24 protein-coding genes and 3 tRNA genes are annotated in these 25,342 nt (G+C 63.6%); 15 read left to right on the forward strand and 12 right to left on the reverse strand.

Annotated features, from left to right (window positions below; translation table 11 throughout):
- Positions 1-6: 6 nt before the first annotated feature.
- The 3 genes from NFG58_RS03610 to NFG58_RS03620 all read left to right on the forward strand — a co-directional run bounded on the left by NFG58_RS03610 (position 7) and on the right by NFG58_RS03620 (position 4,945).
- The gene (locus NFG58_RS03610; RefSeq protein ID WP_108131323.1) at positions 7-1,929 is read left to right on the forward strand and encodes a PrkA family serine protein kinase; all 1,923 of its coding nucleotides are present in this window, start codon (positions 7-9) and stop codon (positions 1,927-1,929) included.
- 63 nt (positions 1,930-1,992) lie between these two features.
- Positions 1,993-3,279, forward strand: a complete 1,287-nt coding sequence (locus tag NFG58_RS03615; protein ID WP_045992146.1) for a YeaH/YhbH family protein — start codon at positions 1,993-1,995, stop codon at positions 3,277-3,279.
- A gap of 100 nt (positions 3,280-3,379) precedes the next feature.
- A complete protein-coding gene (locus tag NFG58_RS03620; RefSeq protein ID WP_108131324.1) occupies positions 3,380-4,945 on the forward strand; it encodes a SpoVR family protein in 1,566 nt (521 codons plus the stop codon).
- Positions 4,946-5,072: 127 nt separating this feature from the next.
- On the opposite strand, the gene NFG58_RS03625 is transcribed toward NFG58_RS03620, so the two are convergent.
- Positions 5,073-5,387, reverse strand: coding sequence for a high-potential iron-sulfur protein (locus NFG58_RS03625; RefSeq protein ID WP_045992144.1), 315 nt, complete (start codon positions 5,385-5,387; stop codon positions 5,073-5,075).
- A 346-nt stretch (positions 5,388-5,733) separates the two neighbouring features.
- On the opposite strand from NFG58_RS03625, the gene NFG58_RS03630 reads away from it, so the two are divergent.
- Both NFG58_RS03630 and NFG58_RS03635 read left to right on the forward strand, forming a co-directional pair.
- Positions 5,734-6,009, forward strand: a complete 276-nt coding sequence (locus tag NFG58_RS03630; protein ID WP_045992143.1) for an Lrp/AsnC ligand binding domain-containing protein — start codon at positions 5,734-5,736, stop codon at positions 6,007-6,009.
- Between the two features lie 115 nt (positions 6,010-6,124).
- A complete protein-coding gene (locus tag NFG58_RS03635; protein ID WP_287163138.1) occupies positions 6,125-6,997 on the forward strand; it encodes a DNA/RNA non-specific endonuclease in 873 nt (290 codons plus the stop codon).
- Between the two features lie 200 nt (positions 6,998-7,197).
- Here the strand turns inward: NFG58_RS03635 and NFG58_RS03640 are convergent.
- From NFG58_RS03640 to NFG58_RS03650, 3 genes are all read right to left on the reverse strand, one after another.
- Positions 7,198-7,284 (reverse strand) — tRNA-Leu (locus NFG58_RS03640).
- A 65-nt stretch (positions 7,285-7,349) separates the two neighbouring features.
- Positions 7,350-7,436: transfer RNA gene (locus NFG58_RS03645), tRNA-Leu, on the reverse strand.
- A 65-nt stretch (positions 7,437-7,501) separates the two neighbouring features.
- Positions 7,502-7,588: transfer RNA gene (locus tag NFG58_RS03650), tRNA-Leu, on the reverse strand.
- Positions 7,589-7,851: 263 nt separating this feature from the next.
- Here NFG58_RS03650 and rnr point away from each other — a divergent pair.
- From rnr to NFG58_RS03695, 9 genes are all read left to right on the forward strand, one after another.
- On the forward strand, positions 7,852-10,299 hold the full coding sequence (gene rnr, locus NFG58_RS03655; protein WP_348815382.1) for a ribonuclease R: 2,448 nt from the start codon (positions 7,852-7,854) through the stop codon (positions 10,297-10,299).
- Positions 10,300-10,464: 165 nt separating this feature from the next.
- Positions 10,465-11,205, forward strand: coding sequence for a 23S rRNA (guanosine(2251)-2'-O)-methyltransferase RlmB (rlmB, locus tag NFG58_RS03660; RefSeq protein ID WP_204248931.1), 741 nt, complete (start codon positions 10,465-10,467; stop codon positions 11,203-11,205).
- 164 nt (positions 11,206-11,369) lie between these two features.
- Positions 11,370-11,741: a 30S ribosomal protein S6 gene (rpsF, locus tag NFG58_RS03665; protein ID WP_045992140.1), complete on the forward strand. Its 372-nt coding sequence runs from the start codon at positions 11,370-11,372 to the stop codon at positions 11,739-11,741.
- 45 nt (positions 11,742-11,786) lie between these two features.
- Positions 11,787-12,014: a 30S ribosomal protein S18 gene (gene rpsR, locus NFG58_RS03670; protein WP_016853668.1), complete on the forward strand. Its 228-nt coding sequence runs from the start codon at positions 11,787-11,789 to the stop codon at positions 12,012-12,014.
- Positions 12,015-12,024: 10 nt separating this feature from the next.
- Complete coding sequence (locus tag NFG58_RS03675) at positions 12,025-12,876, forward strand: hypothetical protein (protein WP_045992139.1); 852 nt, start codon at positions 12,025-12,027, stop codon at positions 12,874-12,876.
- Positions 12,877-12,892: 16 nt separating this feature from the next.
- Positions 12,893-13,339, forward strand: a complete 447-nt coding sequence (rplI, locus tag NFG58_RS03680) for a 50S ribosomal protein L9 (protein WP_045992138.1) — start codon at positions 12,893-12,895, stop codon at positions 13,337-13,339.
- Between the two features lie 209 nt (positions 13,340-13,548).
- Positions 13,549-14,937, forward strand: a complete 1,389-nt coding sequence (gene dnaB / locus NFG58_RS03685) for a replicative DNA helicase (protein WP_045992137.1) — start codon at positions 13,549-13,551, stop codon at positions 14,935-14,937.
- Between the two features lie 78 nt (positions 14,938-15,015).
- The gene (locus tag NFG58_RS03690; RefSeq protein ID WP_045992136.1) at positions 15,016-15,309 is read left to right on the forward strand and encodes a hypothetical protein; all 294 of its coding nucleotides are present in this window, start codon (positions 15,016-15,018) and stop codon (positions 15,307-15,309) included.
- 396 nt (positions 15,310-15,705) lie between these two features.
- Positions 15,706-16,008 (forward strand): DUF6482 family protein, encoded by a 303-nt coding sequence (locus NFG58_RS03695; protein WP_045992135.1) that lies wholly within the window; start codon positions 15,706-15,708, stop codon positions 16,006-16,008.
- A gap of 141 nt (positions 16,009-16,149) precedes the next feature.
- On the opposite strand, the gene NFG58_RS03700 is transcribed toward NFG58_RS03695, so the two are convergent.
- Together NFG58_RS03700 and NFG58_RS03705 are read right to left on the reverse strand one after the other, a co-directional pair.
- The gene (locus NFG58_RS03700; protein WP_124802774.1) at positions 16,150-16,530 is read right to left on the reverse strand and encodes a DUF393 domain-containing protein; all 381 of its coding nucleotides are present in this window, start codon (positions 16,528-16,530) and stop codon (positions 16,150-16,152) included.
- Entirely contained in the window at positions 16,527-18,107 is a 1,581-nt protein-coding gene (locus NFG58_RS03705) for a cryptochrome/photolyase family protein (RefSeq protein WP_348827615.1), read from the reverse strand. The genes NFG58_RS03700 and NFG58_RS03705 overlap by 4 nt, the downstream gene beginning before the upstream one ends.
- Positions 18,108-18,215: 108 nt before the next feature.
- On the opposite strand from NFG58_RS03705, the gene hemH reads away from it, so the two are divergent.
- Complete coding sequence (hemH, locus tag NFG58_RS03710) at positions 18,216-19,286, forward strand: ferrochelatase (RefSeq protein WP_108448054.1); 1,071 nt, start codon at positions 18,216-18,218, stop codon at positions 19,284-19,286.
- A gap of 91 nt (positions 19,287-19,377) precedes the next feature.
- Here the strand turns inward: hemH and NFG58_RS03715 are convergent, their stop codons facing one another.
- From NFG58_RS03715 to NFG58_RS03740, 6 genes are read right to left on the reverse strand one after another with little or no spacing between them, the layout of a single operon-like run.
- Positions 19,378-19,761 (reverse strand): Na+/H+ antiporter subunit G, encoded by a 384-nt coding sequence (locus NFG58_RS03715; RefSeq protein WP_045992131.1) that lies wholly within the window; start codon positions 19,759-19,761, stop codon positions 19,378-19,380.
- A gap of 15 nt (positions 19,762-19,776) precedes the next feature.
- On the reverse strand, positions 19,777-20,046 hold the full coding sequence (locus NFG58_RS03720; protein WP_045992130.1) for a K+/H+ antiporter subunit F: 270 nt from the start codon (positions 20,044-20,046) through the stop codon (positions 19,777-19,779).
- Complete coding sequence (locus NFG58_RS03725) at positions 20,040-20,540, reverse strand: Na+/H+ antiporter subunit E (protein WP_045992129.1); 501 nt, start codon at positions 20,538-20,540, stop codon at positions 20,040-20,042. Before NFG58_RS03725 ends, NFG58_RS03720 begins: the two co-directional genes overlap by 7 nt.
- Positions 20,537-22,045, reverse strand: a complete 1,509-nt coding sequence (locus NFG58_RS03730) for a monovalent cation/H+ antiporter subunit D (RefSeq protein ID WP_108448056.1) — start codon at positions 22,043-22,045, stop codon at positions 20,537-20,539. Before NFG58_RS03730 ends, NFG58_RS03725 begins: the two co-directional genes overlap by 4 nt.
- A complete protein-coding gene (locus NFG58_RS03735) occupies positions 22,042-22,386 on the reverse strand; it encodes a Na+/H+ antiporter subunit C (RefSeq protein ID WP_045992127.1) in 345 nt (114 codons plus the stop codon). Before NFG58_RS03735 ends, NFG58_RS03730 begins: the two co-directional genes overlap by 4 nt.
- 1 nt (position 22,387) lies before the next feature.
- Positions 22,388-25,240: a monovalent cation/H+ antiporter subunit A gene (locus NFG58_RS03740; protein WP_213228097.1), complete on the reverse strand. Its 2,853-nt coding sequence runs from the start codon at positions 25,238-25,240 to the stop codon at positions 22,388-22,390.
- Positions 25,241-25,342 lie beyond the last annotated feature (102 nt).

Here is a 25,342-nt window from a genome sequence, read left to right on the forward strand (position 1 = left end):
GCATCGATGAGCATCTTCGACCATGTGCAGAACCGCTTCGCTCGCGTCCAGCAGGAAGAAATGTCCCTGCAGGAATATCTGGAACTCTGCCGTCAAGACCCTTCCGTCTACGCCAGTGCGCCAGAGCGCATGCTGGAAGCCATCGGTGAACCGGAGGTGATCGACACCGCCAAGGACCCGAGGCTGGCGCGGATCTTTTCCAACAAGGTGATACGCCGCTACCCGGCGTTCAGTGAATTCCATGGCATGGAGGAGGCCATCGAGCAGATCGTGGCCTACTTCCGCCACGCCGCTCAGGGCCTGGAAGAGAAAAAGCAGATTCTCTACCTGCTGGGGCCGGTGGGGGGCGGCAAGTCGTCGTTGGCCGAGCGGCTCAAGCTGTTGATGGAAAAAGTGCCGTTCTACGCCATCAAGGGTTCTCCGGTGCACGAGTCCCCGCTTGGCCTGTTCTCGCCCGAAGAAGACGGCGAGCTGCTCGAGAAGGAGTACGGCATTCCCGGTCGCCACCTGCGCAGCGTGATGTCGCCCTGGGCAGCCAAGCGACTCAAGGAGTCCGGTGGTGACATCTCCCAGTTCCGGGTGGTGCGGCTGTATCCCTCACGTCTCAATCAGATCGCCATCTCCAAGACCGAGCCTGGCGACGAGAACAACCAGGACATCTCCTCGCTGGTGGGCAAGGTGGACATCCGCCAGCTCGAGCTTTATTCCCAGGATGACCCGGACGCCTACAGCTTCTCCGGTGGCCTGTGTCGGGCCAACCAGGGTCTGATGGAGTTCGTCGAGATGTTCAAGGCGCCGATCAAGGTGCTGCATCCGCTGCTGACCGCCACCCAGGAAGGCAACTACAACCCCACCGAGGGCATGGGCGCGATACCCTTCGATGGCGTTGTGCTGGCCCACTCCAACGAGAGCGAGTGGCAGGCGTTCCGCAACAATCGCAACAACGAGGCCTTCCTCGACCGGGTCTACATCGTCAAGGTGCCTTACTGCCTGCGGGTCTCCGAAGAGATCAACATCTACAAGAAGCTGCTCGAGCACTCCTCGCTCAACCAGGCTCCCTGCGCGCCGGATACCCTGCGCATGCTGGCCCAGTTCTCGGTGCTGTCGCGGCTCAAGGAGCCGGAGAACTCAAGCGTCTACTCCAAGATGCGGGTCTATGACGGCGAGAACCTGAAGGACACCGATCCCAAGGCCAAGTCGATCCAGGAGTATCGCGACAGCGCCGGGGTGGACGAGGGCATGGACGGGCTGTCCACACGCTTCGCCTTCAAGATCCTGTCGAAGGTATTCAACTTCGACAACCATGAGGTGGCGGCCAACCCGGTGCACCTGCTGTACGTGCTGGAGCAGCGTCTGGAGCAGGAGCAATTGCCCAAGGAGACCTTCGAGCGTTACCTGCGCTACATCAAGGAGTACCTGGCGCCGCGCTACGTCGACTTCATCGGCAAGGAGATCCAGACCGCCTACCTGGAGTCCTACTCCGAGTACGGTCAGAACATCTTCGACCGCTACGTCACCTACGCCGACTTCTGGATCCAGGATCAGGAGTACCGGGATCCCGAGACCGGCGAGCTGTTCGATCGCCAGTCGCTCAATGACGAGCTGGAAAAGATCGAGAAGCCGGCGGGCATCTCCAATCCCAAGGACTTCCGCCACGAGGTGGTCAACTTCGTGCTCAGGGCGCGTGCCCAGAACAACGGCATGAATCCGGGCTGGCAGTCCTACGAGAAGCTGCGTGGTGTGATCGAGCACAAGATGTTCGCCAACACCGAGGAGCTGCTGCCGGTGATTTCCTTCAACGCCAAGGCATCCTCTGCCGACATCAAGAAACACGAGGACTTCGTGGCGCGGATGAAGGATCGAGGCTACACCGAGAAGCAGGTGCGCCTGCTGTCGGAGTGGTACCTGAGGGTGCGCAAGTCGCAGTAGCCGTGAAGGCACCGGGAGCGTCCCGGTGCCTGCCACCCTTGTCGACTGCGCCCAGGAGGTCTCATGACCTACTTCATCGATCGCCGAGCCAACGCCAAGAACAAGAGCGCGGTCAACCGCCAGCGCTTTCTTGACCGTTATCGGACCCATATCAAGCGCTCCGTGGAGGAGGCGGTGAATCGCCGTTCCATCACCGACATGGAGCGCGGCGAGAAGGTCTCGATCCCGAGCCGTGATATCTCCGAGCCGGTATTCCAGCACGGCAGCGGGGGGCGTCGCTCCATCGTCGCGCCGGGCAATCGCGAATTTCAGGAAGGGGATCGCCTGCGCCGTCCGGACGGTGGCGGCGGTGGTGGCGATGGCAGCGGCGAAGGCGGCGCTTCCAATCAGGGTGAGGGCATGGACGAGTTCGCCTTCACCCTGACGCGGGAGGAATTTCTCGAGTTTGTCTTCGACGGCCTGGAGTTGCCCCACCTGGAGCGCAAGCCGCTGGTCGACGTCGAGGAGGTGCGGCCGGTGCGCGCCGGGGTGTCCCGGGACGGGGTGCCGGCGAGGATCAACATCGTGCGCTCCATGCGCGAGGCCCAGGCCCGACGTATCGCCATGCGGGCGCCCATTCGTCGGGCCCTGCGCGAGGCTCAGGAGGCACTGGAGGTCGAGGAACGCAAGGATCCGGTGCTCCGAAACCCCGCTCGCATACAGGAGCTCAAGGACGAGATCGAGCGCCTGGAGCGGCGCCTGGAGGCGGTGCCCTTCATCGACACCTACGATCTTCGCTACAACCACCTGATCAACCAGCCCCAGCCATCGAGCAAGGCGGTGATGTTCTGCGTGATGGACGTCTCCGGGTCGATGACCCAGGCCCACAAGGACATCGCCAAGCGCTTCTTCCTGCTGCTGTACCTGTTTCTCGAGCGCAGCTACGAGCGGGTCGAGCTGGTCTTTGTCAGGCATCATACCGCCGCCAAGGAGGTCGACGAGGAGGAGTTCTTCTACTCCAGGGAGACCGGCGGCACCATCGTCTCCAGCGCCTTGACCCTGGTCGACGAGATCATCGACAAGCGCTACCCGCCGGGTCAGTGGAATCTGTACGTGGCCCAGGCCTCGGATGGCGACAACTGGGACGATGATTCGGTGAACTGTCGCGAGCTCCTGACCAAGTCACTGATGGGGCGCCTGCAGTACTTCACCTACGTGGAGATCACGCCCCACGCCCACCAGGCCCTGTGGGAAGAGTACGAGCGGGTGGAGGCGGCCTATCCTGACCGTTTCGCCATGCGTCAGATCGTCGAGCCGGGGGATATCTATCCGGTGTTCCGTGCCTTGTTCAAGCGTCGCGCCGAGAGTTGACCCCTCGGTCGATTCGACAGCAGGCCGGGGCCTTGCGGCCCCTGAACAAGCGCTACGCAACTCCGGGCGATGATAGAGCCCCGGAGAGGAGGGGAGCTCCATGACCACCTTGACCAAGCGCCACGCCAAGCCCATCGCCACCGGCTCCGACTGGAGCTTTGACGATCTCACCGAGTTCGAGGCCGAGATCGCGCGACTGGCAGACGAGTACCGGCTCGATACCTACCCCAACCAGATCGAGATCATCACCACCGAGCAGATGATGGACGCCTACGCCAGCGTCGGCATGCCGGTGGGCTATCACCACTGGTCCTTCGGCAAGCAGTTTCTGGCGGTGGAGCAGGCCTATCGGCGTGGTCAGATGGGGCTGGCCTACGAACTGGTGATCAATTCAGATCCCTGCATCGCCTACCTGATGGAAGAGAACACCCTGATGATGCAGGTGCTGGTCATGGCGCACGCCTGCTATGGCCACAACTCCTTCTTCAAGGGCAACTATCTGTTTCGGACCTGGACCGACGCCTCCTCGATCGTCGACTACCTGGTGTTCGCCCGCAAGTACATCAGCCAGTGCGAAGAGCGCCACGGTGTCCAGGCGGTGGAGCAGCTGCTCGACGCCTGTCACGCCCTGCAGAATTATGGCGTCGACCGCTACAAGCGTCCGTCCCCGGTATCTCCCGAGGAGGAGGCTCGCCGTCAGCAGGAACGCGAAGACTACCTGCAGACCCAGGTCAACACCCTGTGGCGCACCATTCCAACCGGTGATGTGGGCAGCATCGCCGAGCCCATGGCGTCCGAGGACGATCCGCTGGGGCTGCGAGGTGGCGGGCGTTATCCGCCGGAGCCCCAGGAAAACCTGCTGTACTTCATCGAGAAGAACGCTCCGCTGCTGGCGCCCTGGCAACGTGAGGTGGTGCGTATCGTGCGCAAGCTGGCCCAGTACTTCTACCCCCAGCGCCAGACCCAGGTGATGAACGAGGGCTGGGCGACCTTCTGGCACTACACCCTGATGAATCGTTTGTTCGACGAGGGCGCGGTGGACGAAGGGCTGATCCTCGAGTTCCTGCAGTCGCATACCGCCGTGGTCAGTCAGCCGGCCTTCGATAGCCCCTACTACAACGGCATCAACCCCTACGCCCTGGGGTTCGCCATCTTCACCGACCTGAAGCGTATCTGCGAGGCGCCCAATGACGAGGACCGCGAGTGGTTCCCCGACATCGCCGGCAGTGACTGGCGCGAGACGTTGAACTTTGCCATGCGCAACTTCAAGGACGAGTCCTTCATTCAGCAGTTTCTCTCGCCCAAGGTGATCCGCGATCTGAAGCTGTTCCAGATCGTCGACGATGACCAGGAGGAGACCCTGGAGGTCGGCGCCATCCATGATGAGCGAGGCTACCGGCGGGTGCGCGAGGCGCTGTCCACGCAGTATGCGCTGTCGCTGCGTGAGCCCAATATTCAGGTCTATGAGGCGGATATCCGTGGTGATCGTTCGCTGACGCTGCGCCACGTGCAGGATCAGCGGCGACCGCTGGCACGCAGTGTCTATCCGGTGATCCGTCATCTGCATCAACTGTGGGGCTTTCCGGTCAAGCTGGAGTCCTGGGACGGCGATGAGGTGGTGCGTCGCTATCAGTGGCCGCTGCCGGACAGCGAAGAAGGCGCTTGAGACTCGGCAAGAGCGGCAAACGACAACACCCCGGGCCATCGGCCCGGGGTGTTGTCGTTCTGGTGTGGCTCAGGGGCGCGCTCTTTTCAGCCTACCCCTGGTGAATCCGACGCTGGTCAGCCAGACGTCAGGGCTTGGCGGTCCAGGACTGGCACCACCCGCCCGGCTCCACGCTGTTCTGCGGGAACAGCTGGCAGCCTTCGGTCTCGGCGTTGAAGAACATGCAGTTGGCGCAGGTCTCTCCCTCTTCGTAGGCGGCGTTGCCACTGGCGTCGCTGGCGTTCTCGACGTAGCCGAGCGCCTTGGCCTGGGCGTTGTCGGTATCCAGGCGCGGCAGGCTCTGGGCCAGGGCGGTGCGGGACAGTACGCCAGCGCCCAGAGGCAGGGCGGCGATGCCCAGCAGACTGTGGCGCAGGAAGTCACGGCGGCTGTGCTTGGCCATGGTGGGGCTCCTCGTTGTGGCTCGATCGATGGTGATCGAAGTCGATAGTCGAACGGTCTTGGTTGGGCCCGTTTCTGCTGGACCGATGTTATCGAGTGTGCCCGGTGAGCCTGGGCGACCTCGTGCGCTCTAGGCGGCGCTGAACATTCAGATTAGCTAAGCCTTTGAGTCTTGGCGAATCCTCGCTACTCCGCTGCGGCAATCCGCCACGCAGGTGGTGCCTGTCGGGTGGTGCTGCCCGTGCCGCGCCGGCGCTGATATACTGCGCCGCGAGCACACCACATCTTGCCGTCTGTGCCGTGGGCTTGGTTGGCCTGGCGAAGACGGACATCGAAGGAGGGCGACCATGCAGAATGCAGTGATCCTGATCAATGCCGAAAAGGGCCAGGTCAAGGCGGTGGCGGAGCGCCTCGCCGAGGTCGACGGCATCAGCGAGGTGTACTCCACCTGCGGTCGCTACGACCTGGTGGCGATCGCGCGCACCCGTGATTTCGAGAGCCTGGCCGAACTCGTCACCGGGCGCCTGAACGCGGTGGAAGGGATCGCCGACACCGAGACCCTCAACGCCATGCAGGTGCACTCCCGTCACGACCTGGAGACCATGTTCTCGCTGGGGTGGTAGCAAGATCGCGTCGGCGGCCCGGTGACTGCGCCGGGCCGGCGCAACGCCGCTCGTTCGACGCGCCGGCGACCAGCACCTCTTCGCCATCTCGTGACTCTTTGCATCAAGGAAGCGTGTGGACCTTTCACTCGATCGCCTGATACCCCGCCCCCGAAACCTCCTTGTCTCGCTGGTGCTGGTCGCCGCGGGTGCCTTTCTGTGGCACAGCACAGAGCAGGGCTACCGTGATCGCATGAGCTGGATGGGGGTAACCGAGTGGGCCGAGCCCGGCGTCTTGTCCTTCACCCGCGTCATGCGTAACGATGGCTATCTGCTGGGATGGTCGGATGTCCGCGTCGGTGCGCTGTGGGTCAGCTATGAGCTACGCCAGAGCGGGGATCGGCAGATCGGGCCGCGACCCGGTTTCCGCCAGGACTGGCGCACGCTGTGGCCTGTCAGCACCTCTAGCTACTCGGGCAGTGGTTACGACCGTGGCCACCTGGCCCCGAACTACGCCATGGCCAAGGTGTGGGGAGAGGACGCCCAGGACGACAGCTTTCTGATGAGCAACATGATGCCGCAGAAGCCCGCGCTCAATCGGCAGCTGTGGCAGCGCCTGGAGGAGGTGGTGATGGACCACTTTCTGCCGCGCTTCGGCCGGCTGCAGGTGATCACCGGCCCGATCTACGCCGAGACACGAATCACCGATCTCGAGATCGATCGTCTACTCGATCGCGTCGGCTTCGTCGAGGTGCCGGTGGCGTTCTACAAGATCGTGGTGGTGCCGGGCGATACGCCGCTGGCGGTGGCATTTATCATGCCCCAGGACGTGCGTGGCGACGAGTCGCTCAAGCAGTTTCTGGTCAGCATCGACGAGGTAGAAGCAAGCACCGGGCTGAATTTCCTGCCGCGGCTGCCGGCGAGTCAGGAATCTGACTGGGAGTCGGTCGCGGGTGTCGGCGACTGGGCGTTGTCCCAGGTGGCGGAGTTGCCCTCGCGATTTGATTAGGGGGCGAAGTCGCGGGTAGCGCAATACCGTCGGGTCGCCTGTTGCTGTTCTGCTGCGTCAGGAGGGGGCGCAGAGGGATAGGGCAAGAGGAAGGTGAGGTAGAGGGATATCTGGGATCGGTGCAGATTTCAGACACAAAAAAACCGCGACGAGGCGCGGGTTCTTGTCGATCCAATGCGGATCCGTTGTCTGCATGACGATGGTGCCCAGGAGAGGACTTGAACCTCCACGTCCATAAGGACACTAGCACCTGAAGCTAGCGCGTCTACCAATTCCGCCACCTGGGCATGTCATGCGATTCTCTTGTCAATCTTGCATCAGTCTGTCGTGTTCGTCGACCCTGACGAGTCGATGGTGCCCAGGAGAGGACTTGAACCTCCACGTCCATAAGGACACTAGCACCTGAAGCTAGCGCGTCTACCAATTCCGCCACCTGGGCGAACACGTGCTGCTTGACTGACAAAGAGCGTGACGACTTGCATCGTCGTGATCCCGAAGGATCGTTGGTGCCCAGAAGAGGACTTGAACCTCCACGTCCATAAGGACACTAGCACCTGAAGCTAGCGCGTCTACCAATTCCGCCATCTGGGCAAGTGGCGCGTATGTTACCGAATCATCTGGATAATGCAAGCGTCTCGATGAGGATTCGCGCGATTTTTTTTGCCGTTGTGACCATTGCCTGAATGGGTCCTCGGCGGGCGGCCGGTCTATCCACGGGCGCTTATGGTTGGGTCAAGGCCGCGCCAGCGCTATACTGCGCGCATGTTACGACAAATTTTCGACAAGACCGCACGCTCGCGCCCGGGAGTCGGCGCTCACCTGCCGTCCTCGACCCTGCCAAGGATGCCTTTCGCATGACCCATTGGACGCTCGACGCCGACGAACACGCTCTCCGCGAAGCCCACAAGTACGACAACCCCGCCCCGTCCCGCGAATACCTGCTCAAGCGGCTCGAGGAAATCGGGGCGCCGGTGACCCATGAGGCCATGAGTGATCAGCTGGGTCTCGATGACGAGGACCTGCGCGAGGCGGTGCGTCGCCGCCTGTCCGCCATGGAGCGGGACGGCCAGGTGCTGCGCAACCGTCGCAACGCCTATGCGCTGATCGACAAGCTCGATCTGATCAAGGGCAAGGTGCTGGGGCATCGGGACGGTTTCGGCTTTCTATTGCGCGACGACGGCAAGAAGCCTGATCTGGTGATCCCCCCGCGACAGATGCGCCGGGTGTTTCACGGTGACCACGTGCTGGTGCGCATCAGCGGACGCGATCGCAGGGGCCGTGACGAGGCCACGGTGGTGGACGTCATCGCGCGCAACACCCAGACCATCGTCGGTGTGTATCGCGAGAATACTCCCGAGTTCGGGGTACTGATCCCCGAAAACAATCGGATCACCCAGGAGGTGATCATCCCGCACAGCGCCTGTGGTGGCGCCCAGGACGGCCAGGTCATCTCGGCACGCATCGTCAAGCAGCCCGAGACCCGGGTGCAGCCGGTGGGCGAGGTCATCGAGGTGCTGGGAGAGCGTATGGATCCCGGTATGGAGATCGACATCGCGCTGAGAAGCTACGAGATCCCGTCCGAGTTTCCGCCGGATGTCACCGACCAGATCGCCAGCATGTCCGCCGAGGTCGCCGAGGAGGACAAGCACCACCGCATTGACCTGCGTGACAAGCCGCTGGTCACCATCGATGACGAGACCGCCAAGGACTTCGACGACGCGGTGTGTGCCTACAAGACGCGTTCGGGCAGCTGGAAGCTTCTGGTGGCCATCGCCGACGTGTCGCACTACGTGCGTCCCGGCAGCCCGCTCGATCAGGAGGCCATCGCCCGCGGCAACTCGGTGTACTTCCCGGGGCAGGTGGTGCCGATGCTGCCGGAGCTGCTGTCCAATGGATTGTGCTCGCTGAACCCGGACGTCGATCGTCTGGCGCTGGTGTGCGAGCTCAACATCTCCAAGACCGGGGCCATCAGCCGTTATCGCTTCTACGAGGCGGTTTTCCGTTCCCATGCCCGGCTGACCTACAACAAGGTGGCGGCGATCCTTCAGGACGAGGGGGAGGAAGGCGAGGCCCTGCGCCAGGAGTACAAGTCGCTGGTGCCGTCGCTGAAGAACCTGCACAGCCTGTATCAGTTGCTGCGAGAAGCGCGTACCGAACGGGGTGCCATCGACTTCGAGACCACCGAGACCGCCATCGTCTTCAACGACGAGCGCAAGATCGAGAAGATCGTGCCGCGCTCGCGCAACGACGCCCACAAGATCATCGAGGAGTGCATGCTGGCGGCTAACGTTGCCACCGCGCGCTTCCTCGACAAGCACGACCTGCCGGCGCTGTACCGTATCCACGAGCGTCCGTCGCCGGAACGCCTGGACAAGCTGCGGCTGTTCCTCAACGAGATCGGCATGTCACTCGGCGGTGGTGATGAACCGACGCCCCAGGACTACCGTGACCTGGCCGAGGCGATCAAGGGGCGCGACGATGCCGACATCATTCAGACGGTGATGCTGCGCTCGATGAGTCAGGCGGTGTATTCGCCCCACAACGAGGGCCACTTTGGCCTGGCCTACCCGGCCTACGCCCACTTTACCTCGCCGATTCGTCGCTATCCCGATCTGCTGGTGCACCGTGCCATTCGTTCGGTGATCCGCGGACCGCGCCAGACCAACACCGTGCTGCGCGCCGAGGGAGCGCCGGTGGAGCCGCCGACCAAGTGGTGTCCCTATACCTTCGAGCAGATGCTCGAACTTGGCGAGCACTGCTCGATGACCGAGCGTCGTGCCGACGACGCCACCCGTGACGTCGAGGGCTGGCTCAAGTGCGAGTTCATGTCCGACAAGCTCGGCGAGGTCTACGACGGTACCATCGCCTCGGTCACCCAGTTCGGTATCTTCGTGCGCCTCGACGCGTTCTATGTCGAGGGACTGGTCCACGTCACCTCCTTGCCGTCGGACTACTACCACTACGAGCCCGAGAAGCATCGTCTCAAGGGCGAGCGTACCGGCACCAGCTATCGTCTGGGCGATGGGGTCACCGTTCAGGTGGCTCGGGTCGACCTCGACGAGCGCAAGATCGACTTCGAGATGGCCGACGACAAGCCGCGCCCTCGTCGGGCACCGCGCAAGCGTCGCGACGCAGGCGCCCAGAGTCAGGGCAAAGGCCAGGGCAAGGGGCGCGGCGGCAGGACGGCCCAGGGCGACACCAAGCGCCGTGCCGACGGCCCTTCCGGGGTCGGCGAACAGGATGCCCCGAAGAAGAAGGGCGGACGTCGGCGCCGCGGTCCGCGGCGTGGCAACAAGGGATGAACACCCGCGTGAAGATTGACCAGGAGGCCGCCCGTGGCCAAGCATGATTCCAGACGCCGTCGCCACGGCCAGAGCCAGTCCCAGACGCATGACCAGGCGCGTACTCAGGCGCGTGGCAAGGGACGTGGTCAGCATGGTCCTGCAGTGCCGAACGGCCTCGACAGTGTGTTCGGCGTCCACGCCGTCCGGGCGCTGCTGGAGCGTGGCGAATCACCCAAGGAACTGTGGGTGCAGGAGGGCGACGCCGGGCGTCGTCTCAGTGAGCTGGTCGATACCGCGCGCAGTCGCGGCGCCAGGCTCAGGAGCGTGCTCCGTGAAGAGCTCGACGGCCTTTCCCAGGGTGCCTCCCATCAGGGTATCGTGGCGTTCTGTCCGCCACTGGCGCCGGAGGGCGAGGAGTCCCTGTGGCACAAGCTCAAGGCCTGGCCGCTGGAGACGCCGCCGCTGCTGCTGATCCTCGATGGTGTCACCGACGTTCACAACTTCGGCGCCTGTCTACGCAGTGCCGATGCCGCCGGGGTGCACGGCGTGATCGTGCCCAAGGACAAGTCGGCACCGCTCAACGCCACCGTGCGCAAGGTGGCCTGCGGTGCCGCCGAGAGCGTGCCGGTGTATCAGGTGACCAACCTGGCCCGCGCCATGGCGCGACTGAAGGAAGAAGGGGTGTGGATCACCGGTACCGCCGGCGAGGCCGACGCCAGCGTCTTCGCTGCCGACTTCACCGGGCCCATGGCGCTGGTGATGGGGGCCGAGGGCAAGGGCATGCGTCGGTTGACCCGGGAGGCCTGCGACAACCTGGTCAAGCTGCCCATGGCGGGCACCGTCTCGAGTCTCAATGTGTCGGTGGCCACCGGCGTCTGTCTGTTCGAGGTGGTACGCCAGCGCGAACTCAAGGCCCGCGGGTGACGGTGTCGCTCCAGCATCGGCTTGCAACCCTGATCACAACTCCGTAGAATCTGGGCGCCCGTGCGTTCTGCGCGGGACAGGCTAATTGTTATTCACTCCTTGCTTCCCCCGGCGCCGAGACTACTCAGGCCCCTGCGGAAGCTGCCAAACCGAAAGGAGAATCCATGCGTCACTACGAGATCGTCTTCATGGTCCACCCGGACCAGAGTGAGCAGGTTCCGGCCATGGTCGAGCGCTACACCAGCATCGTCACCGAGAACGCCGGTACTGTTCACCGTCTCGAGGATTGGGGCCGCCGTCACCTGGCCTACCCGATCAACAAGATCCACAAGGCTCACTACGTGCTGATGAACGTCGAGTGCAGCGGCGAGACCCTCGAGGAAATCGAGAACATCTTCCGTTTCAACGACGCCATCATTCGCAGCCTGGTGGTGCGCTGCAAGGAAGCCATCACCGAAGCGTCTCCGATGATGAAGCCGGTGGAAGAGAAGCGTGCCCGTCGCGAAGAAAAGCCGCGCACCGCTGAATCCGCCTGAGCCGCGCATCACTAGCTCTGCAACGCACGTATAAGGAGTCTTTCCATGGCACGCTTTTTCCGTCGCCGCAAGTTTTGCCGTTTCACCGCTGAAGGCGTGAAGCAGATCGACTACAAGGATCTGGACACGCTCAAGGCCTACATCACCGAGACCGGCAAGATCGTTCCCAGCCGCATCACCGGTACCAAGGCCCGTTACCAGCGCCAGCTGTCCACCGCGATCAAGCGCGCACGCTACCTGGCCCTGCTGCCTTACACCGACAGCCACCAGTAAGTCGTCGCCGATGCTGCCCGTCGCCCGATGGTCGATGAAAGGCATGCCCCAGGCGACTCTGGTCGCGCTGGTGGCGTCTGCGGTGCCCTGGCTGTTCTGGTTCGGGGCGGCGATTGCCGCTCTGGTGACCTTGCGCAAGGGCATGGCACCGGCGATGCCGGTGATCGCCGCTGCGGCGGTGCCGGCAGGCTGGTGGTGGACCCAGGGAGATCCGATCCCTCTGGCGACCACCCTGCTGGCGCTGTTGATGGCCATCGTGCTGCGCTCCCGCATGCGCTGGGGCGAGGCGCTGATCCTGGGGTCGCTGGCCGGCGCTGCGATGATCCAGTTGGGGGTGTTCCTGCCCAAGGCAGACACCGCCCTGATGCTGGAGCAGCTGCGCCAGAGTTCCTCCGAGGTGGCGGCCATGCTCGACGAGCTGGCTGCCCAGGGGCTCGACGCCAGTCGGCTGGCCGAGCTGGTCATCAGCGGTGTCACCGGTCTGGTGGTGATGCTCGCTGCGGTGGCCTGTCTGGCCCTGGCACGCAGCTGGCAGGCGGGGCTCTACAACCCGGGAGGTTTCCGGGAAGAGTTCCACGCCCTGCGGCTCACCCCGAGGGAGCTGATCCTGTTGGTGGTGCTGGTGATCGCCGGCACCCTGCTGGGTCTCCCCGGGATCGGCATGCTGGCCTGGATTCCGCTGCTGATGGCCGGCATCGGCCTGACACATGGTGTAGTTGGACGTAAGGGAATGAACGGGTTGTGGCTGGTCGCGTTCTATCTGCTGCTGATCACCACCTGGCCCATGATTCTCATCGTGCTGGTTGTGGCCCTGATCGATACCTTCGCGGACTTCCGCGGGCGTCTGGGTCACAACAACTGACATAGAGGTTTACGAGATGGAAGTCATTCTGCTCGACAACATTGGCAAGCTGGGCGGTCTCGGTGACAAGGTCACCGTCAAGCCTGGTTACGGCCGCAACTACCTGGTGCCCTACGGTCTCGCCGTGCCGGCCACCAAGGACAACATCGCTGCCTTTGAAGCCCAGCGTGCCGAGCTCGAAGCTCAGGCCGCCGAGCGCAAGGCCGAAGCCGAAGCTCGCGCCGAGCAGCTCAACGACATCGAGCTGTCTCTGGTCGCCAAGTCTGGCGACGAAGGCAAGCTGTTCGGTTCCATCGGTCCGCGTGACCTGGCCGAGGCGATCTCCAGCGCCGGTATCGACGTCGCCAAGAGCGAAGTCCGCATGCCGGAAGGCCCGATCCGCCAGACCGGCGAATACGACATCGTGCTGCACCTGCATGCCGACGTCGACGCCACCGTGCGCGTGGTGGTGGTGGCCGAGTAAGGTCGTCTCCCACGGCAGTGGCAAGGGCGCGGGAGTCACATCCCGCGCCCTTTTTTGTGGCTCGCGATCGCCCGCACGGGTGATCGTGCGACGGACCCGGCTTCGGGTAGACTAAGGCTTGTCTGGAGAGTGGCTGCGCTCGTCGACTTTTCGGACACAGCCTGGATCCAGTGGCATGGCGCCGTGAACAACAGCGAAGAGACAAGCGCATGAGTGACGTCCAGACCATCGATCGTGAAGCCGCGGCGCTGAAGGTTCCGCCGCACTCGGTGGAGGCCGAGCAGTCGGTGCTGGGTGGCCTGATGCTCGACAATCAGGCCTGGGACAATATCGCCGACCGGCTGGTGGCCGACGACTTCTATCGCTACGAGCATCGCCTGGTGTTCAACGCCATGGTGGCGCTGGCCGAGTCGAGCCGTCCGCTGGACGTGGTGACCCTGTCCGAGGCCCTGGAGGGGCGCGACCAGCTCGACACCGTGGGCGGGCTCGCCTACCTGGCGGAGCTGGCCCGCAACACTCCCTCGGCCAGCAATATCCGCGCCTACGGCGACATCGTGCGCGAACGCGCCACCCTGAGAAAGCTGATCCAGGCGGCCAACCAGATCGCCGACGGCGCCTTCAGCCCCAATGGGCGTCCTGCCGATGAGCTGGTCAACGAGGCCGAGCGGCTGGTGTTCCAGATCAGCGAGGATCGCCCCAAGGCCGGCGGCCCCATCGGCATGAGCGAACTGCTGACCAAGGCCGTCGATCGCATCGACGAGCTGTTCAACATGAAAGGCGAGATGACCGGCCTGTCGACCGGCTTTCGCGATCTCGATGACATGACCTCCGGGCTGCAGCCCTCCGACCTGGTGATCGTCGCCGGCCGCCCGTCCATGGGCAAGACCACCTTCGCCATGAACCTGGTGGAGCACGCGGTGGTGTCCAGCGACAAGCCGGTGATGGTGTTCTCCATGGAGATGCCGGCGGACTCGATCATGCTGCGCATGCTGTCGTCACTCGGGCGTATCGACCAGACCCGAGTGCGCTCCGGTCAGCTCGAGGACGAGGACTGGCCGAGGTTGACCTCGGCGGTCAACCTGCTCAAGGACAAGCAACTGTTCATCGATGACACCGCTGCGCTGTCGCCCAACGAGATGCGCTCACGGGTGCGTCGCGTGGTGCGCGAGCATGGCAACCTGGCGATGATCATGATCGACTACCTGCAGTTGATGCAGGTGCCGGGGTTCGGTGACAACCGTACCGGCGAGATTTCGGAGATCTCGCGCTCGCTCAAGGGGCTTGCCAAGGAGTTCGGCTGCCCGGTGATTGCGCTGTCGCAGCTCAACCGCTCGCTGGAGCAGCGCCCCAACAAGCGTCCGGTGATGTCGGACCTGCGTGAATCCGGGGCCATCGAGCAGGACGCCGACCTGATCGGTTTCGTCTATCGTGATGAGGTCTACAACCCGGATAATCCCGACAACAAGGGGCTCGCCGAATTCATCATCGGCAAGCAACGTAATGGTCCCATCGGGACGGTGCACATGGCCTTTATCGGCAAGTACACCCGCTTCGAGGATCTGGCGCCGGACAGCTACGGTGATACCTTCGGCGAATAAACGTGCTTGAGCCTGACCGACGGGCTCGTATAATGCCGCCCCTTGCGATTTCGACAGACACAGTGAAGGAGACCTGACATGGCAGGCGGATTTCGACGCGGCAATCGCCGTCGCGCGCCCAAGCTGGAAGCCCGTGGCGAATTGACCTCGGTGGAACGGGAAGGCCCGTTCAAGGAATGGCTCGGCATGCCCGATCTGTATCGCTATCACCTGGTAGTGGACGGCGTGGACTACAGCTACCAGACAGAAGACTCCGAGCTGCCGGTGCAGATCGGCGACAAGGTGGTGTTTCGCTACAAGGAGACCAAGGCCGGCAATTGGGTCGACCGCAACTCCCTCGGCAAGGCCATCGATCCCTCCGACTACCAGTAGTCTCACCGCCGGATCCGTCGCCCGCGAGCATTCGTGTCGCGGGCCTTCGTTTTCCCTCCTTCAAGCTCTCCACTTCCTCCCGCAAAGGCGCTGCCTGCCGCTGAAGACCCCCTTTTCTCCGCCGCGATCATGGAGGTCGTTTAACCCGCTGTGCGCGCGAAACGGCCAATATGTATCCAGATCAGAGAAATTCTTCACACCGTCACGGGAATGTCACCCGAAGGGCCCAGGCTGTGCCATGATCAGAGAGTCACATGCGCGGCACAGGGAAATGAAACGAGCGTCATGGTCTGCCGAAATATCATCGGCACGCTCGTCGCCGTAGTGTCGTCACATAAGGAGGGCGGGGGCCACAGGACCCCCGTCGCGACAGGATGAAAAGAGGCGAAAGATACGATGGAAATTAATGATCTCAAGGCCTTTGTCGGCCGCCACGACAACTTCGAGATTCGCGTGATCGGCCATGCCGGCAGCCGTTTTTACCAGGTCGAACTGGAAGACGTGGAAGGTGCCCGCAAGATGCTCTGCCGCCGCGGCAAGCCGGTGTTGTTCCGCTCGCTGGACGACGTCTACCTGGAGCTCAAGCGTGCCGGTATCCACCGCGCCTACCTGGTCCAGCACGTGGCCCACGACGAGGTGATCGGTCGCGAGGCCCACTATGCCGAACCGCTGGCCTCACGTATGCCCCTGGTGTTTTGAGTGACATCGTTCCACACCACCCTGGTGCTGGAACCCTCTCGACGGCAGTCTCGCCGTCTCTGCCTTGCCACTGATGTACCCACGTTCACCGAACAAGTCCCTGGCGCAAGCTGCCAGGGCCCTTGGCGGTGTCGACCTGCCTTATCGCTTCCTTTGAGTCCCTGTTAGCCAGGGGCGCAGTCGGGCGAAGCCCAGATAGCCGATGTCCAGCAGTCCACGCAAACCGGGTACGCTGCTTAGCTGCACCCAACGGCGATGACCCAGCGTCGCGTACAATGCGCGAGTGGCATCCATGCCGATGAACCAGCGACCTGTGGCGTCGCGCAGGTGCAGCTTGCCCAGCATGTCATCGAAGCGCTGGCCCCAGGCCTCGGCGCAAAAATCGTCGTCGCGGATATCGATAAAGTGGATCAGCCGGCTGCGCGGATGCCGCCTCAGCCAGGCGATCTCCTTGCGGCATAGTGGGCACTGACCATCATGAAACAGCGCAAGCGGTGTGGCGAGTGTCTCGAACCGATTCATGGATTCGCTCCCTGAGGTCGATAGCCGTCGCGGTGGGGACCCTGACCGTAGCTCGGTTCGCATGCCAGGTTGTCGAGAAAGGACGTGGCCTGGCGGCGCATGGCGCTGCGCTTGTCATCGCTCATGCGGCGCAGCGAGCCATAGATCAGCTTCATGCGAGGATTGCTCGCCAGGGTGTCGGCGTGACGTTCGAGAAAGTCCCAGTAGAGGCTGTTGAAGGGACAGGCGTCTTCGCCCAGGGTCTTTTTCACGTCATAGCGACAGTGGCGGCAATGGTCAGACATCCGATCGATGTACTTGCCTGACGCACAGTAGGGCTTCGAGCCCATCAGTCCACCGTCGGCGTGCAACACCATGCCAAGCGTATTGGGCAATTCGACCCATTCGCAGGCGTCGGCGTAGACCGCCAGGTACCAGTCGCACAGGGCCTCGGGGCTGACGTCGCACAGCAGAGCAAAGTTGCCGGTCACCATCAGACGCTGGATATGGTGCGCGTAGGCGTTGTCCCGGGTCATGCCAATCGCGCGGGATAGACAGCGCATGTCGGTGTCACCGCTCCAGTAGAAGTGGGGTAGACCCCTGCGGGCCTGCAAGGCGTTATAGCTCTTGTAGTCCGGCATACGGGTCCAGTAGATGCCCCTGACGTACTCTCGCCAGCCGAGGATCTGGCGGATAAAACCTTCCACCGCATTGATCGGTGCATGCCCCTCGAGATAAGCGGTTTCGGCGGCCTCGCAGACTTCTCTCGGGCTGAGCAGGCCAAGGTTCATGGGAGCGGACAGGCGCGAGTGGAAGAGAAAGGGATCGCTGTCGCTGATGGCGTCCTGGACGTCACCGAAGCTCGGCAGCAGGTGATCGATGAAGTGTCTGAGATCGACCAGCGCCTGGCGTCGGGTGACCGGCCAGTGGAAGCCATCCAGACGACCGAAGTGTTCATCGAAGTGTTCCTCCACCAGTGTCAGCACCTCACGGGTCATGTCGTCGACGGTGTGGCGGGGAGGCTTGGGCAGCGTGTAGTGCTGGGGCAGGGGTCGTCGGTTGTCCTTGTCGAAGTTCCACTGGCCGCCCATGGGTTCATCGCCCTCCATCAGCAGGCCGGTGCGGCGACGCATCAGTCGATAGAAGCCCTCCATGCGAGGCTGCCGGCGATGGGACAACCAGTCGCCGAATTCACCAGGCGTGCAGTAGAAGCGGTCGTCCTCGACCCATTGCCAGGGTATCCCGCCCTGGCGGCGCTCCATGGCATCCAGCAGCCGCCATTCGCCGGGCCTTGTGGTGACAATCCGCGAACAGTCGTAGGCTTGCGCGAGGCGTTCCGCCTCCGCCAGCAGGCCATGGGCGTTGTCCGGATCATCGAGGGCGCTGTAGTGGACACGATAGCCCTTGTCGCGAAGAGTGGCAGCGAAGTGGCGCATGGCCGACAGCATCATGGCGATCTTCTGAGGGTGATGCGGCACGTAGCGGCCTTCCTCGGCGACCTCGCACAGCGCGACGACGTCGTTGTCGCCAGCGGTCTGCAAGAGTCCTAGGTCCAGGCTCAACTGGTCGCCGGTGATCAGGATCAAGGATCTGGACATGGATTCACCAAAAATTGTACAAATCCTCTTCATAGTAACACTTCATTCGAGCCTGATACCCACCGGTGATAGGCTTTGTGCATTCGCTACCAAGAGGAAGTCACCTTCATGGATCAGTCCGTTCCCCCCTCAGTGGTGGAGGCCCATCGCCCGGAGCAGGCGCCGGTCGACCACCCCGCCGTCGCACGTGAAAAGATCGGCGTGCTGGTCGCCAACCTGGGTACGCCGGACGATACCGACTACTGGTCCATGCGCCGCTATCTCAGCGAATTTCTGTCGGACCAGCGAGTGGTCGACTATCCGCGATGGCTCTGGCAGCCACTGCTGCAGTTGATCATCCTGAGTCGCCGGCCATTTGCTTCCGGGGCGGCCTATCGCAGCATCTGGAACACCGACAAGGACGAGAGTCCATTGCTGACCATCACCAGAAGCCAGAGCGAGAAGCTGTCGACGCGGCTGCGCGCTGAGCTGGGGGACTCGATCGAGGTCAGCTTCGGCATGCGCTACGGCAATCCTTCCACCGACAAGGCGCTCAAGGAGCTGGAGGAGAAGGGATGTCGGCGTATCCTGTTCTTCCCGCTGTATCCCCAGTACGGCTCGCCCACCACCGCCACCGCCTGCGATCAGTTCTTCCGTCAGCTGATGAAGCGCAAGTGGCAGCCATCGGTGCGAACGGTGCCGGCCTACTTCGACGAGCCGGGCTACATCGAGGCCCTGGCCGCCTCGGTCAGCGAACGCCTGGAGAACGAGACGCACCAGCCTTCGGTGGTGGTGGCGTCCTATCACGGCGTACCCAAGCGCTTTCTGGAGGAAGGCGACCCCTACTACTGTCAGTGCAGGAAGACCACTCGGCTGCTGCGCGAACGGCTGGGGCACGCCGAGGACGAAGTGGTCACCGCCTTCCAGTCCAAGTTCGGGCCTGAAGAATGGGTGGGCCCCGCCACCGTCGACAAGGTGGCGGAGCTGGCGCGTCAGGGACACAAGAGTATCGCCGTACTGTCCCCCGCCTTCAGCGCCGACTGCGTGGAGACCCTGGAAGAGATCGAGGAAGAGATCCGCGACGCCTTCATGGAGGCCGGCGGCGAGCACTTCATCTACATTCCGTGTCTCAACGATCGCGACGACCATATCGCGGTGCTGGCCGATATCGTCAAGCGCGAACTGGGCGGCTGGATCTGATCGCTCGGCCTTTCGCGCCACGATAGCCAGACACAGAACGGGCAGCCCATGGGCTGCCCGTTTCGTATCCAGCTTGCATGAAGCTAGGCTTTTAGTCTCGGTCGGGGTGGGGCACCGGCTTATCCCCAACCTCTTCCTCACGGAATTCGAGCGGCTTGCCGCGGGTCTTGTCCAGATACTTGAGGCGCTGGTGCAGGCCAGTCTTGGCCAGCATGTGGGCGCTTACCGGGGCGGTGATGAACAGGAACAGGGTGATCAGCATCTCCTGTAGGTGGGTGCCTTCCTGGGTGGCGCTGAAGTACACCATGGAGCCGGACAGGATGCAGCCCATGCCCAGGGTGGTGGCCTTGGTCGGGCCGTGCAGGCGCATGTAGAAGTCCCGCAGGTGGGCCATGCCCAGCGAGCCGATGAAGGCAAACAGCCCGCCGGCGATCAGCAGCACCGAGATCAGCCCCTCGAGAATGACGTAGAACATGGAATTCTCCCGAAGTTACTCGATGATATCGCCGCGCAGCAGATACTTGCAGACGGCAATGGTGCTGATGAAGCCGAGCAGCGCGATCAGCAGCGCGGCTTCGAAGTAGGTCTTGGAGTTGAGCCACACTCCCATCAGGATGATCAGGGCGATGGAGTTCACGTACATGGTATCCAGCGCCAGGATCCTGTCGGGCATGTCCGGGCCCACGGTCAGGCGAAACAGGTTCAGCAGCAGCGCCAGGCAGACCAGCGCCAAACTGATGGTCAAGGCGGTGTCTAGCATTCGAAGATCTCCTTCAGCGGCTGCTCGTAGCGTTCGCGGATGGTGCGGATCAGGGTCTGTTCGTCACGCACGTCCAGAGCGTGGATCAGCAGCGTCTTGCCGTCCATGCGCAGGTTGGCCGACACCGTCCCTGGGGTCAGGGTGATGGTGCTGGCCAGCAGGGTGATGGTGAATCGCTCCTCGAGCATCAGCGGATACTCGACGAAGTGGGGCCGAGTGCGGCGCCAGGGATTGATGATGATCCAGGCCACCTGCATGTTGGCCACCACGATGTCACCGATCACCCGGAAGAAGAAGCGCAGCAGTTTCCAGGGCTTCTTTACACCGGGCTGCATGTCCCAGAAGGGGTAGGTCAGCCAGGGGATGAGCACGGCCAGAAAGCCGCCAAGCAGCAGGTGACCGACCGAGACCGTGTTGACCAGCAACAGCCACACGACCAGCAGCAGCAGGCTGAGCAGCGGTGTCGGCAGTAGTGAGCGAGTGCGTCGGTTCATTGGGCGTCTCCCTGATCGATCAGAACGGCCTGAATCATCGGTTGCGGGTCGCTCAACTGTTCTGCGGTGGCCTCGGTGTAGCCGGCCAGGGGGCCGGCCAGGATCACCAGCAACGGCGACGATGCCAGCAGCCAGCCGGTGCCCGCCCACTGCCAGGGGGACAGCGAATCGCCGTCATCGCTGGCCTGGCTGCGCCAGAACAGGGTGGACCCTGCCCGCGACAGCGCCACAATGGCGCACAGGCCGGTGGCCAGCAGCAGAGGCCAGAACCATAGACGTTGGGCGCTGTCGCCGGCGTTCATCAGCATGACCTTGCCCAGCGCCCCGGACAGCGGAGGCAGGCCCGCCACCGCCATGGACCCGATCAGGAACATCAGGCCCAGCGCCGTGGCGTTGCGCGGTATCCGGCCGCGCACCAGGCGGGTACCGGCCTTGCCACGTTGGACGCCGATCATGTCCGCCAGCAGGAACAGCCCGCCGGTGACCAGGGTGGTGTGCACCAGATAGAACAGGAGGCCCGATACCGCCTCGGGGGAGCGCATGCCGACGCCGGCGAGCAGGGTGCCCACCGATACCAGCACCAGATAGGCCACCAGCAGACGCAGGTCGCGGGCGGCCAGCACGCCGACACCGGCAATCGCCAGGGTGCCGAGCGACAGCCACCACACCCAGCTCTGCTCAAGCGCCTCCAGGGGGCCTGCCTGGTCGCCGAAGACCAGCCAGTAGACCCGCAGGATGGCGTAGACGCCGATCTTGGTCATCACCGCAAACAGGGCGGCCACCGGCGGCGGCGCGCTGGCGTAGGCCCGCGGGAGCCAGAAATACAGTGGCAGTACCGCCGCCTTGAGGCCAAATACCACCAGCAGCAGCAGAGCGCCGGCGACGACCATGCCCTGACGCTCTCCCGGCAGCTGACTCACCGCCTGGGCCATGTCCGCCATGTTGAGGGTGCCGGTAGCCCCGTACAGCAGCCCCACGGCGAACAGGAACAGCGCCGATCCGGCCAGGTTGAGCACGGCGTAGTGCACCGCCGACTGGATGCGCGCCTTGCCACCACCGTGGACCAGCAGGGCGTAGGAGGCCAGCAGCAGCACCTCGAAGAACACGAACAGGTTGAACAGGTCGCCGGTCAGGAAGGCGCCGTTGATTCCCATCAGCTGCAGCTGGAACAGGCCGTGGAAGTTGCTGCCCTTCTCGTCGTCGCCGCCGCAGGCGAACAGCACCGCACCAACCGCCAGCATCGAGGTCACGAACAGCATCAGCGCCGATAGCCGGTCCAGCACCATGATGATGCCGAAGGGCGGCTGCCAGTTGCCCAGGGCGTAGTACTGGATCTCGCCGCTGGCCGCCTGGCGCAGCAGCATCACGCTGATCACCAGCAGCGCCAGGGTGGTGGCAAGGCCGAGACCACGCTTGAGCGTGGCATTGCCGAATCGGGTCAGCAGCAGCGCCACCGCTGCTGCCAGCGGCAGCACGATGGGCATCACGATCAGGTGGGACATCAGCGTCGCTCCTCCTTGTCCTCGGCCTTGCGCCCGTCCACGTGGTCATTGCCCATGTCGCCCCGTGCACGCATCGCCAGGATCACCGCGAAGGCGGTCATGGCGAAGCCAATGACGATGGCGGTCAGCACCAGCGCCTGGGGCAGCGGATCGCTGTAGTCGCTCTTGCCGTCGATGATGGCGGAACCACCGGTGGTCAGTCCGCCCATGGAGAACAGAAAGAGGTTGGTGGCGTAGGAGAGAAGCGTCAGACCGACCACCACTGGGAAGGTTCGGCCGCGCAGCATCAGATACAGGCCACTGGCGGCGAGCACGCCGGTCGTTATGGCATAGAGCATTTCCATGTCACACGGTCTCCTTGCCGTCGGGGGTGGGGTCGTCGGTGCGGTGCAGGCCGCGTTCCGTCGCGTCATGGTCTTCCTTGGCCGGACGGTGGGGGGTGGTCACCTTGCCCAGGTTGGCCAGGATCATCAGGGTCGCACCGACCACCGCCAGATAGACACCGAGATCGAACAGCATCGCGGTGGCCAGTTCGATATCGCCGATCAGCGGGATATGGAAATGGCCGAAGGACGAGGTCAGGAAGGGTGCGCCGAACAGCCAGCTGCCGAAGCCAGTCAGGGCGGCGACACCGACGCCGAGGATCGCCACCGGCTGGTAGGGGAAGTCGAGACGCTTCTGGGTCCAGGCAACGCCCCGGGCCATGTACACCAGGATCAATCCCACCGCGGTGATCAGGCCGGCGATAAAGCCGCCACCGGGCTGGTTGTGGCCGCGCAGGAAGATGAACACCGACACCAGCAGTGCCAGCGGCAGTACCGTCTGGGAGATGGTGGTCAGAATCATCGGGTAGCGGTCCGGTGCCCAGATGCGTCCCTCGCTGTCGCTGTGAGGCATGAACAGGCGCAGACGGTTGAGCAGCTTGAAGATGGCGAGACCGGCGATCGCCAGCACCGTGATCTCGCCCAGGGTGTCGAAGCCACGGAAGTCGACCAGGATGACATTGACCACATTGTGGCCGCCGCCGCCGGGCACGCTGTTGTCGAGGAAGAAGTCCGAGATGCTTTCGGTGTCGCGGGTCAACACGGTGTAGTTGAGTCCGGCGATCACTCCGCCCAGTCCGGTACACAGCACCAGGTCGCGCAGCGCCCGCGCCGGGGTGGATTCCCGAGGGGTCTTCTGGGGCAGGAAGAACAGCGCCAGCATCAGCAGGATCATGGTGACCACCTCGACCGATAGCTGGGTCAACGCCAGGTCCGGTGCCGAGAAGCGGGCAAAGGTCAGTGATACCAGCAGGCCCACCACCGACAGCATCAGCAGCGAGATCAGACGATGGCGATGGGTAATGGCGGTGCCAATGCCGGTGAACACCAGCAGCAGGGCGCCGACTAGCAGCACGCTGTCCACCGGTTGGTTGCCCTTGGCCCCGGTCAGGGTATCCATCTGGGCCAGACCGATGGCGCCGACCACCAGGGAGGCGGTCAGCAGCAGGGTCATGAAGCGCTGCAGCGAGGCGTTGTCGACGCATTCGGTGATGCGCTCGGCGCGATCGCCGATGCACTGGATGACACCCTCGAAGATACGGCTGGCATCACGCGGCGGGAAGTCCCGCACGAACTGGCGAATCTTGCGATGCAGGATATAGGTGATGACGCCGGCGACCAGGGCCACGGCGCTCATCGCCAGCGGCAGGTTGAAGCCGTGCCACAGGGCCAGGTGGAACTCCAGCGGCTCGAGCAGCACCGCCTCGACCGCAGGCGCCATCAGCCAGGTGGCCATCAGCGCCGGGAACAGGCCGACCAGGATACACAGCACCGCCAACAGCTCCGCCGGAGCTCGCATCAGATGGGGCGGCTCGTGCGGCGTCTTGGGCGGCGCGTGGCGCGGAGGGGAGAAGAACACCGCGTGAACCAGCCGCGCGGAATAGGCCACGGACAGCACGCCGCCAATGGTGGCCAGTACCGGCAGCACCAGGCTGAGGCCGCCGAAGGCGTGGGTCTCGAGGGCCTCGGTGAAGAACATTTCCTTGGAGATGAAGCCATTGAACAGCGGCACGCCCGCCATGGCGGCGCCGGTGATGCTCATCACCACGCAGGTGACCGGCATCGCCTTGGCCAGTTTGCCCAGCCGGGCCAGGTCGCGGGTGCCGGCCTCATGGTCGATGATCCCCGAACACATGAACAGTGCGGCCTTGAAGGTGGCGTGGTTGAGGATATGAAACAGCGCCGCCAGCACCGCCATGGGACTGCCGATGCCCAGCAGTACGGTGATCAGGCCCAGATGGCTGACGGTGGAGAACGCCAGGATACCCTTGAGATCCGCCTTGATCAGAGCAAACCAGGCGGCATACACCATGGTGACGATACCGATCACGGTCACGATGGCCGACCACAGCTCGCTGCCGGCGATGGCGGGATGCAGGCGCGCCATCAGGAAGATCCCCGCCTTGACCATGGTGGCGGAGTGCAGGTACGCAGACACCGGAGTCGGTGCCGCCATGGCATGGGGAAGCCAGAAGTGGAACGGGAACTGGGCGGACTTGGCGAAGGCGCCGAGCAGCACCAGGACCAGCATCAGCGGGTAGCGCGGGTCGGCCAGGATCGTCTCGCCGCTTTCCAGCACCACCTGCATGTCGAGACTGCCGACGATATCGCCCAGCAGCAGAAAGCCCGCCAGCAGGGCGAGGCCACCGGCGCCGGTGACCGTCATCGCCATGCGCGCGCCCTTGCGCGCCTCCGAGCGGTGTGACCAGAAACCGATCAGCAGGAAGGATGACAGGCTGGTCAACTCCCAGAAGAACCACAGCACCAGCAGGTTGTCGGCCATGGCGATGCCCACCATGGAGGCCATGAACAGGATCAGGTAGGCGTAAAAGCGGGCGTAGTTCTCGCTGGCGTCCAGATAATAATGGGCGTACAGGATGATCAGCAGGCCGATGCCCAGGATCAGCACATTGAACAGCAGTGACAGGCCATCGAGGCGAAAGGCCAGGTCCAGCCCCAGTTGGGGCACCCAGCTCAGGGAGACCCGAGGGATATCGCCGGCACCCAGGGCGGGTAGCTGGGCCAGGGTCATGGCCAGGGCAATGGCGGGAAGGACCGCCGTGGCGAGGGTGCAAAGAGGGCGGCCTCTAGATCCGGTCAATGCGGGGACCAGCACACCGAGAAGGGGGAGCAAGGGAATCCATAGCAAAGTCATCTGTCGGTCATCCTGCCTGTCCTTGAACGTGGTGAGCGCCGCGATGGTCTGAAAACACGAGCCCTCACAATGCCTTGGCCTACCGCCAGGGGTGTTGATCAG

It is taken from the genome of Halomonas sp. RT37 (genome assembly GCF_040070525.1).
Lineage (GTDB): Bacteria > Pseudomonadota > Gammaproteobacteria > Pseudomonadales > Halomonadaceae > Halomonas > Halomonas litopenaei.

Bases quoted from the DNA above. Each gene is read 5' to 3' on its own strand.
- NFG58_RS03690 (WP_045992136.1), top strand. From the start codon at position 15,016: ATGGCAGGCGGATTTCGACGCGGCAATCGCCGTCGCGCGCCCAAGCTG.
- rnr (WP_348815382.1), top strand. From the start codon at position 7,852: ATGACCCATTGGACGCTCGACGCCGACGAACACGCTCTCCGCGAAGCC.
- NFG58_RS03630 (WP_045992143.1), top strand. From the start codon at position 5,734: ATGCAGAATGCAGTGATCCTGATCAATGCCGAAAAGGGCCAGGTCAAG.
- rpsF (WP_045992140.1), top strand. From the start codon at position 11,370: ATGCGTCACTACGAGATCGTCTTCATGGTCCACCCGGACCAGAGTGAG.
- NFG58_RS03720 (WP_045992130.1), bottom strand. From the start codon at position 20,046: ATGCTAGACACCGCCTTGACCATCAGTTTGGCGCTGGTCTGCCTGGCG.
- NFG58_RS03610 (WP_108131323.1), top strand. From the start codon at position 7: ATGAGCATCTTCGACCATGTGCAGAACCGCTTCGCTCGCGTCCAGCAG.
- NFG58_RS03705 (WP_348827615.1), bottom strand. From the start codon at position 18,107: ATGTCCAGATCCTTGATCCTGATCACCGGCGACCAGTTGAGCCTGGAC.
- rplI (WP_045992138.1), top strand. From the start codon at position 12,893: ATGGAAGTCATTCTGCTCGACAACATTGGCAAGCTGGGCGGTCTCGGT.
- hemH (WP_108448054.1), top strand. From the start codon at position 18,216: ATGGATCAGTCCGTTCCCCCCTCAGTGGTGGAGGCCCATCGCCCGGAG.
- NFG58_RS03725 (WP_045992129.1), bottom strand. From the start codon at position 20,540: ATGAACCGACGCACTCGCTCACTACTGCCGACACCGCTGCTCAGCCTG.
- NFG58_RS03715 (WP_045992131.1), bottom strand. From the start codon at position 19,761: ATGTTCTACGTCATTCTCGAGGGGCTGATCTCGGTGCTGCTGATCGCC.
- NFG58_RS03740 (WP_213228097.1), bottom strand. From the start codon at position 25,240: ATGACTTTGCTATGGATTCCCTTGCTCCCCCTTCTCGGTGTGCTGGTC.
- rpsR (WP_016853668.1), top strand. From the start codon at position 11,787: ATGGCACGCTTTTTCCGTCGCCGCAAGTTTTGCCGTTTCACCGCTGAA.
- NFG58_RS03620 (WP_108131324.1), top strand. From the start codon at position 3,380: ATGACCACCTTGACCAAGCGCCACGCCAAGCCCATCGCCACCGGCTCC.
- NFG58_RS03700 (WP_124802774.1), bottom strand. From the start codon at position 16,530: ATGAATCGGTTCGAGACACTCGCCACACCGCTTGCGCTGTTTCATGAT.
- NFG58_RS03615 (WP_045992146.1), top strand. From the start codon at position 1,993: ATGACCTACTTCATCGATCGCCGAGCCAACGCCAAGAACAAGAGCGCG.
- NFG58_RS03625 (WP_045992144.1), bottom strand. From the start codon at position 5,387: ATGGCCAAGCACAGCCGCCGTGACTTCCTGCGCCACAGTCTGCTGGGC.
- dnaB (WP_045992137.1), top strand. From the start codon at position 13,549: ATGAGTGACGTCCAGACCATCGATCGTGAAGCCGCGGCGCTGAAGGTT.
- NFG58_RS03735 (WP_045992127.1), bottom strand. From the start codon at position 22,386: ATGGAAATGCTCTATGCCATAACGACCGGCGTGCTCGCCGCCAGTGGC.
- NFG58_RS03695 (WP_045992135.1), top strand. From the start codon at position 15,706: ATGGAAATTAATGATCTCAAGGCCTTTGTCGGCCGCCACGACAACTTC.
- NFG58_RS03675 (WP_045992139.1), top strand. From the start codon at position 12,025: ATGCTGCCCGTCGCCCGATGGTCGATGAAAGGCATGCCCCAGGCGACT.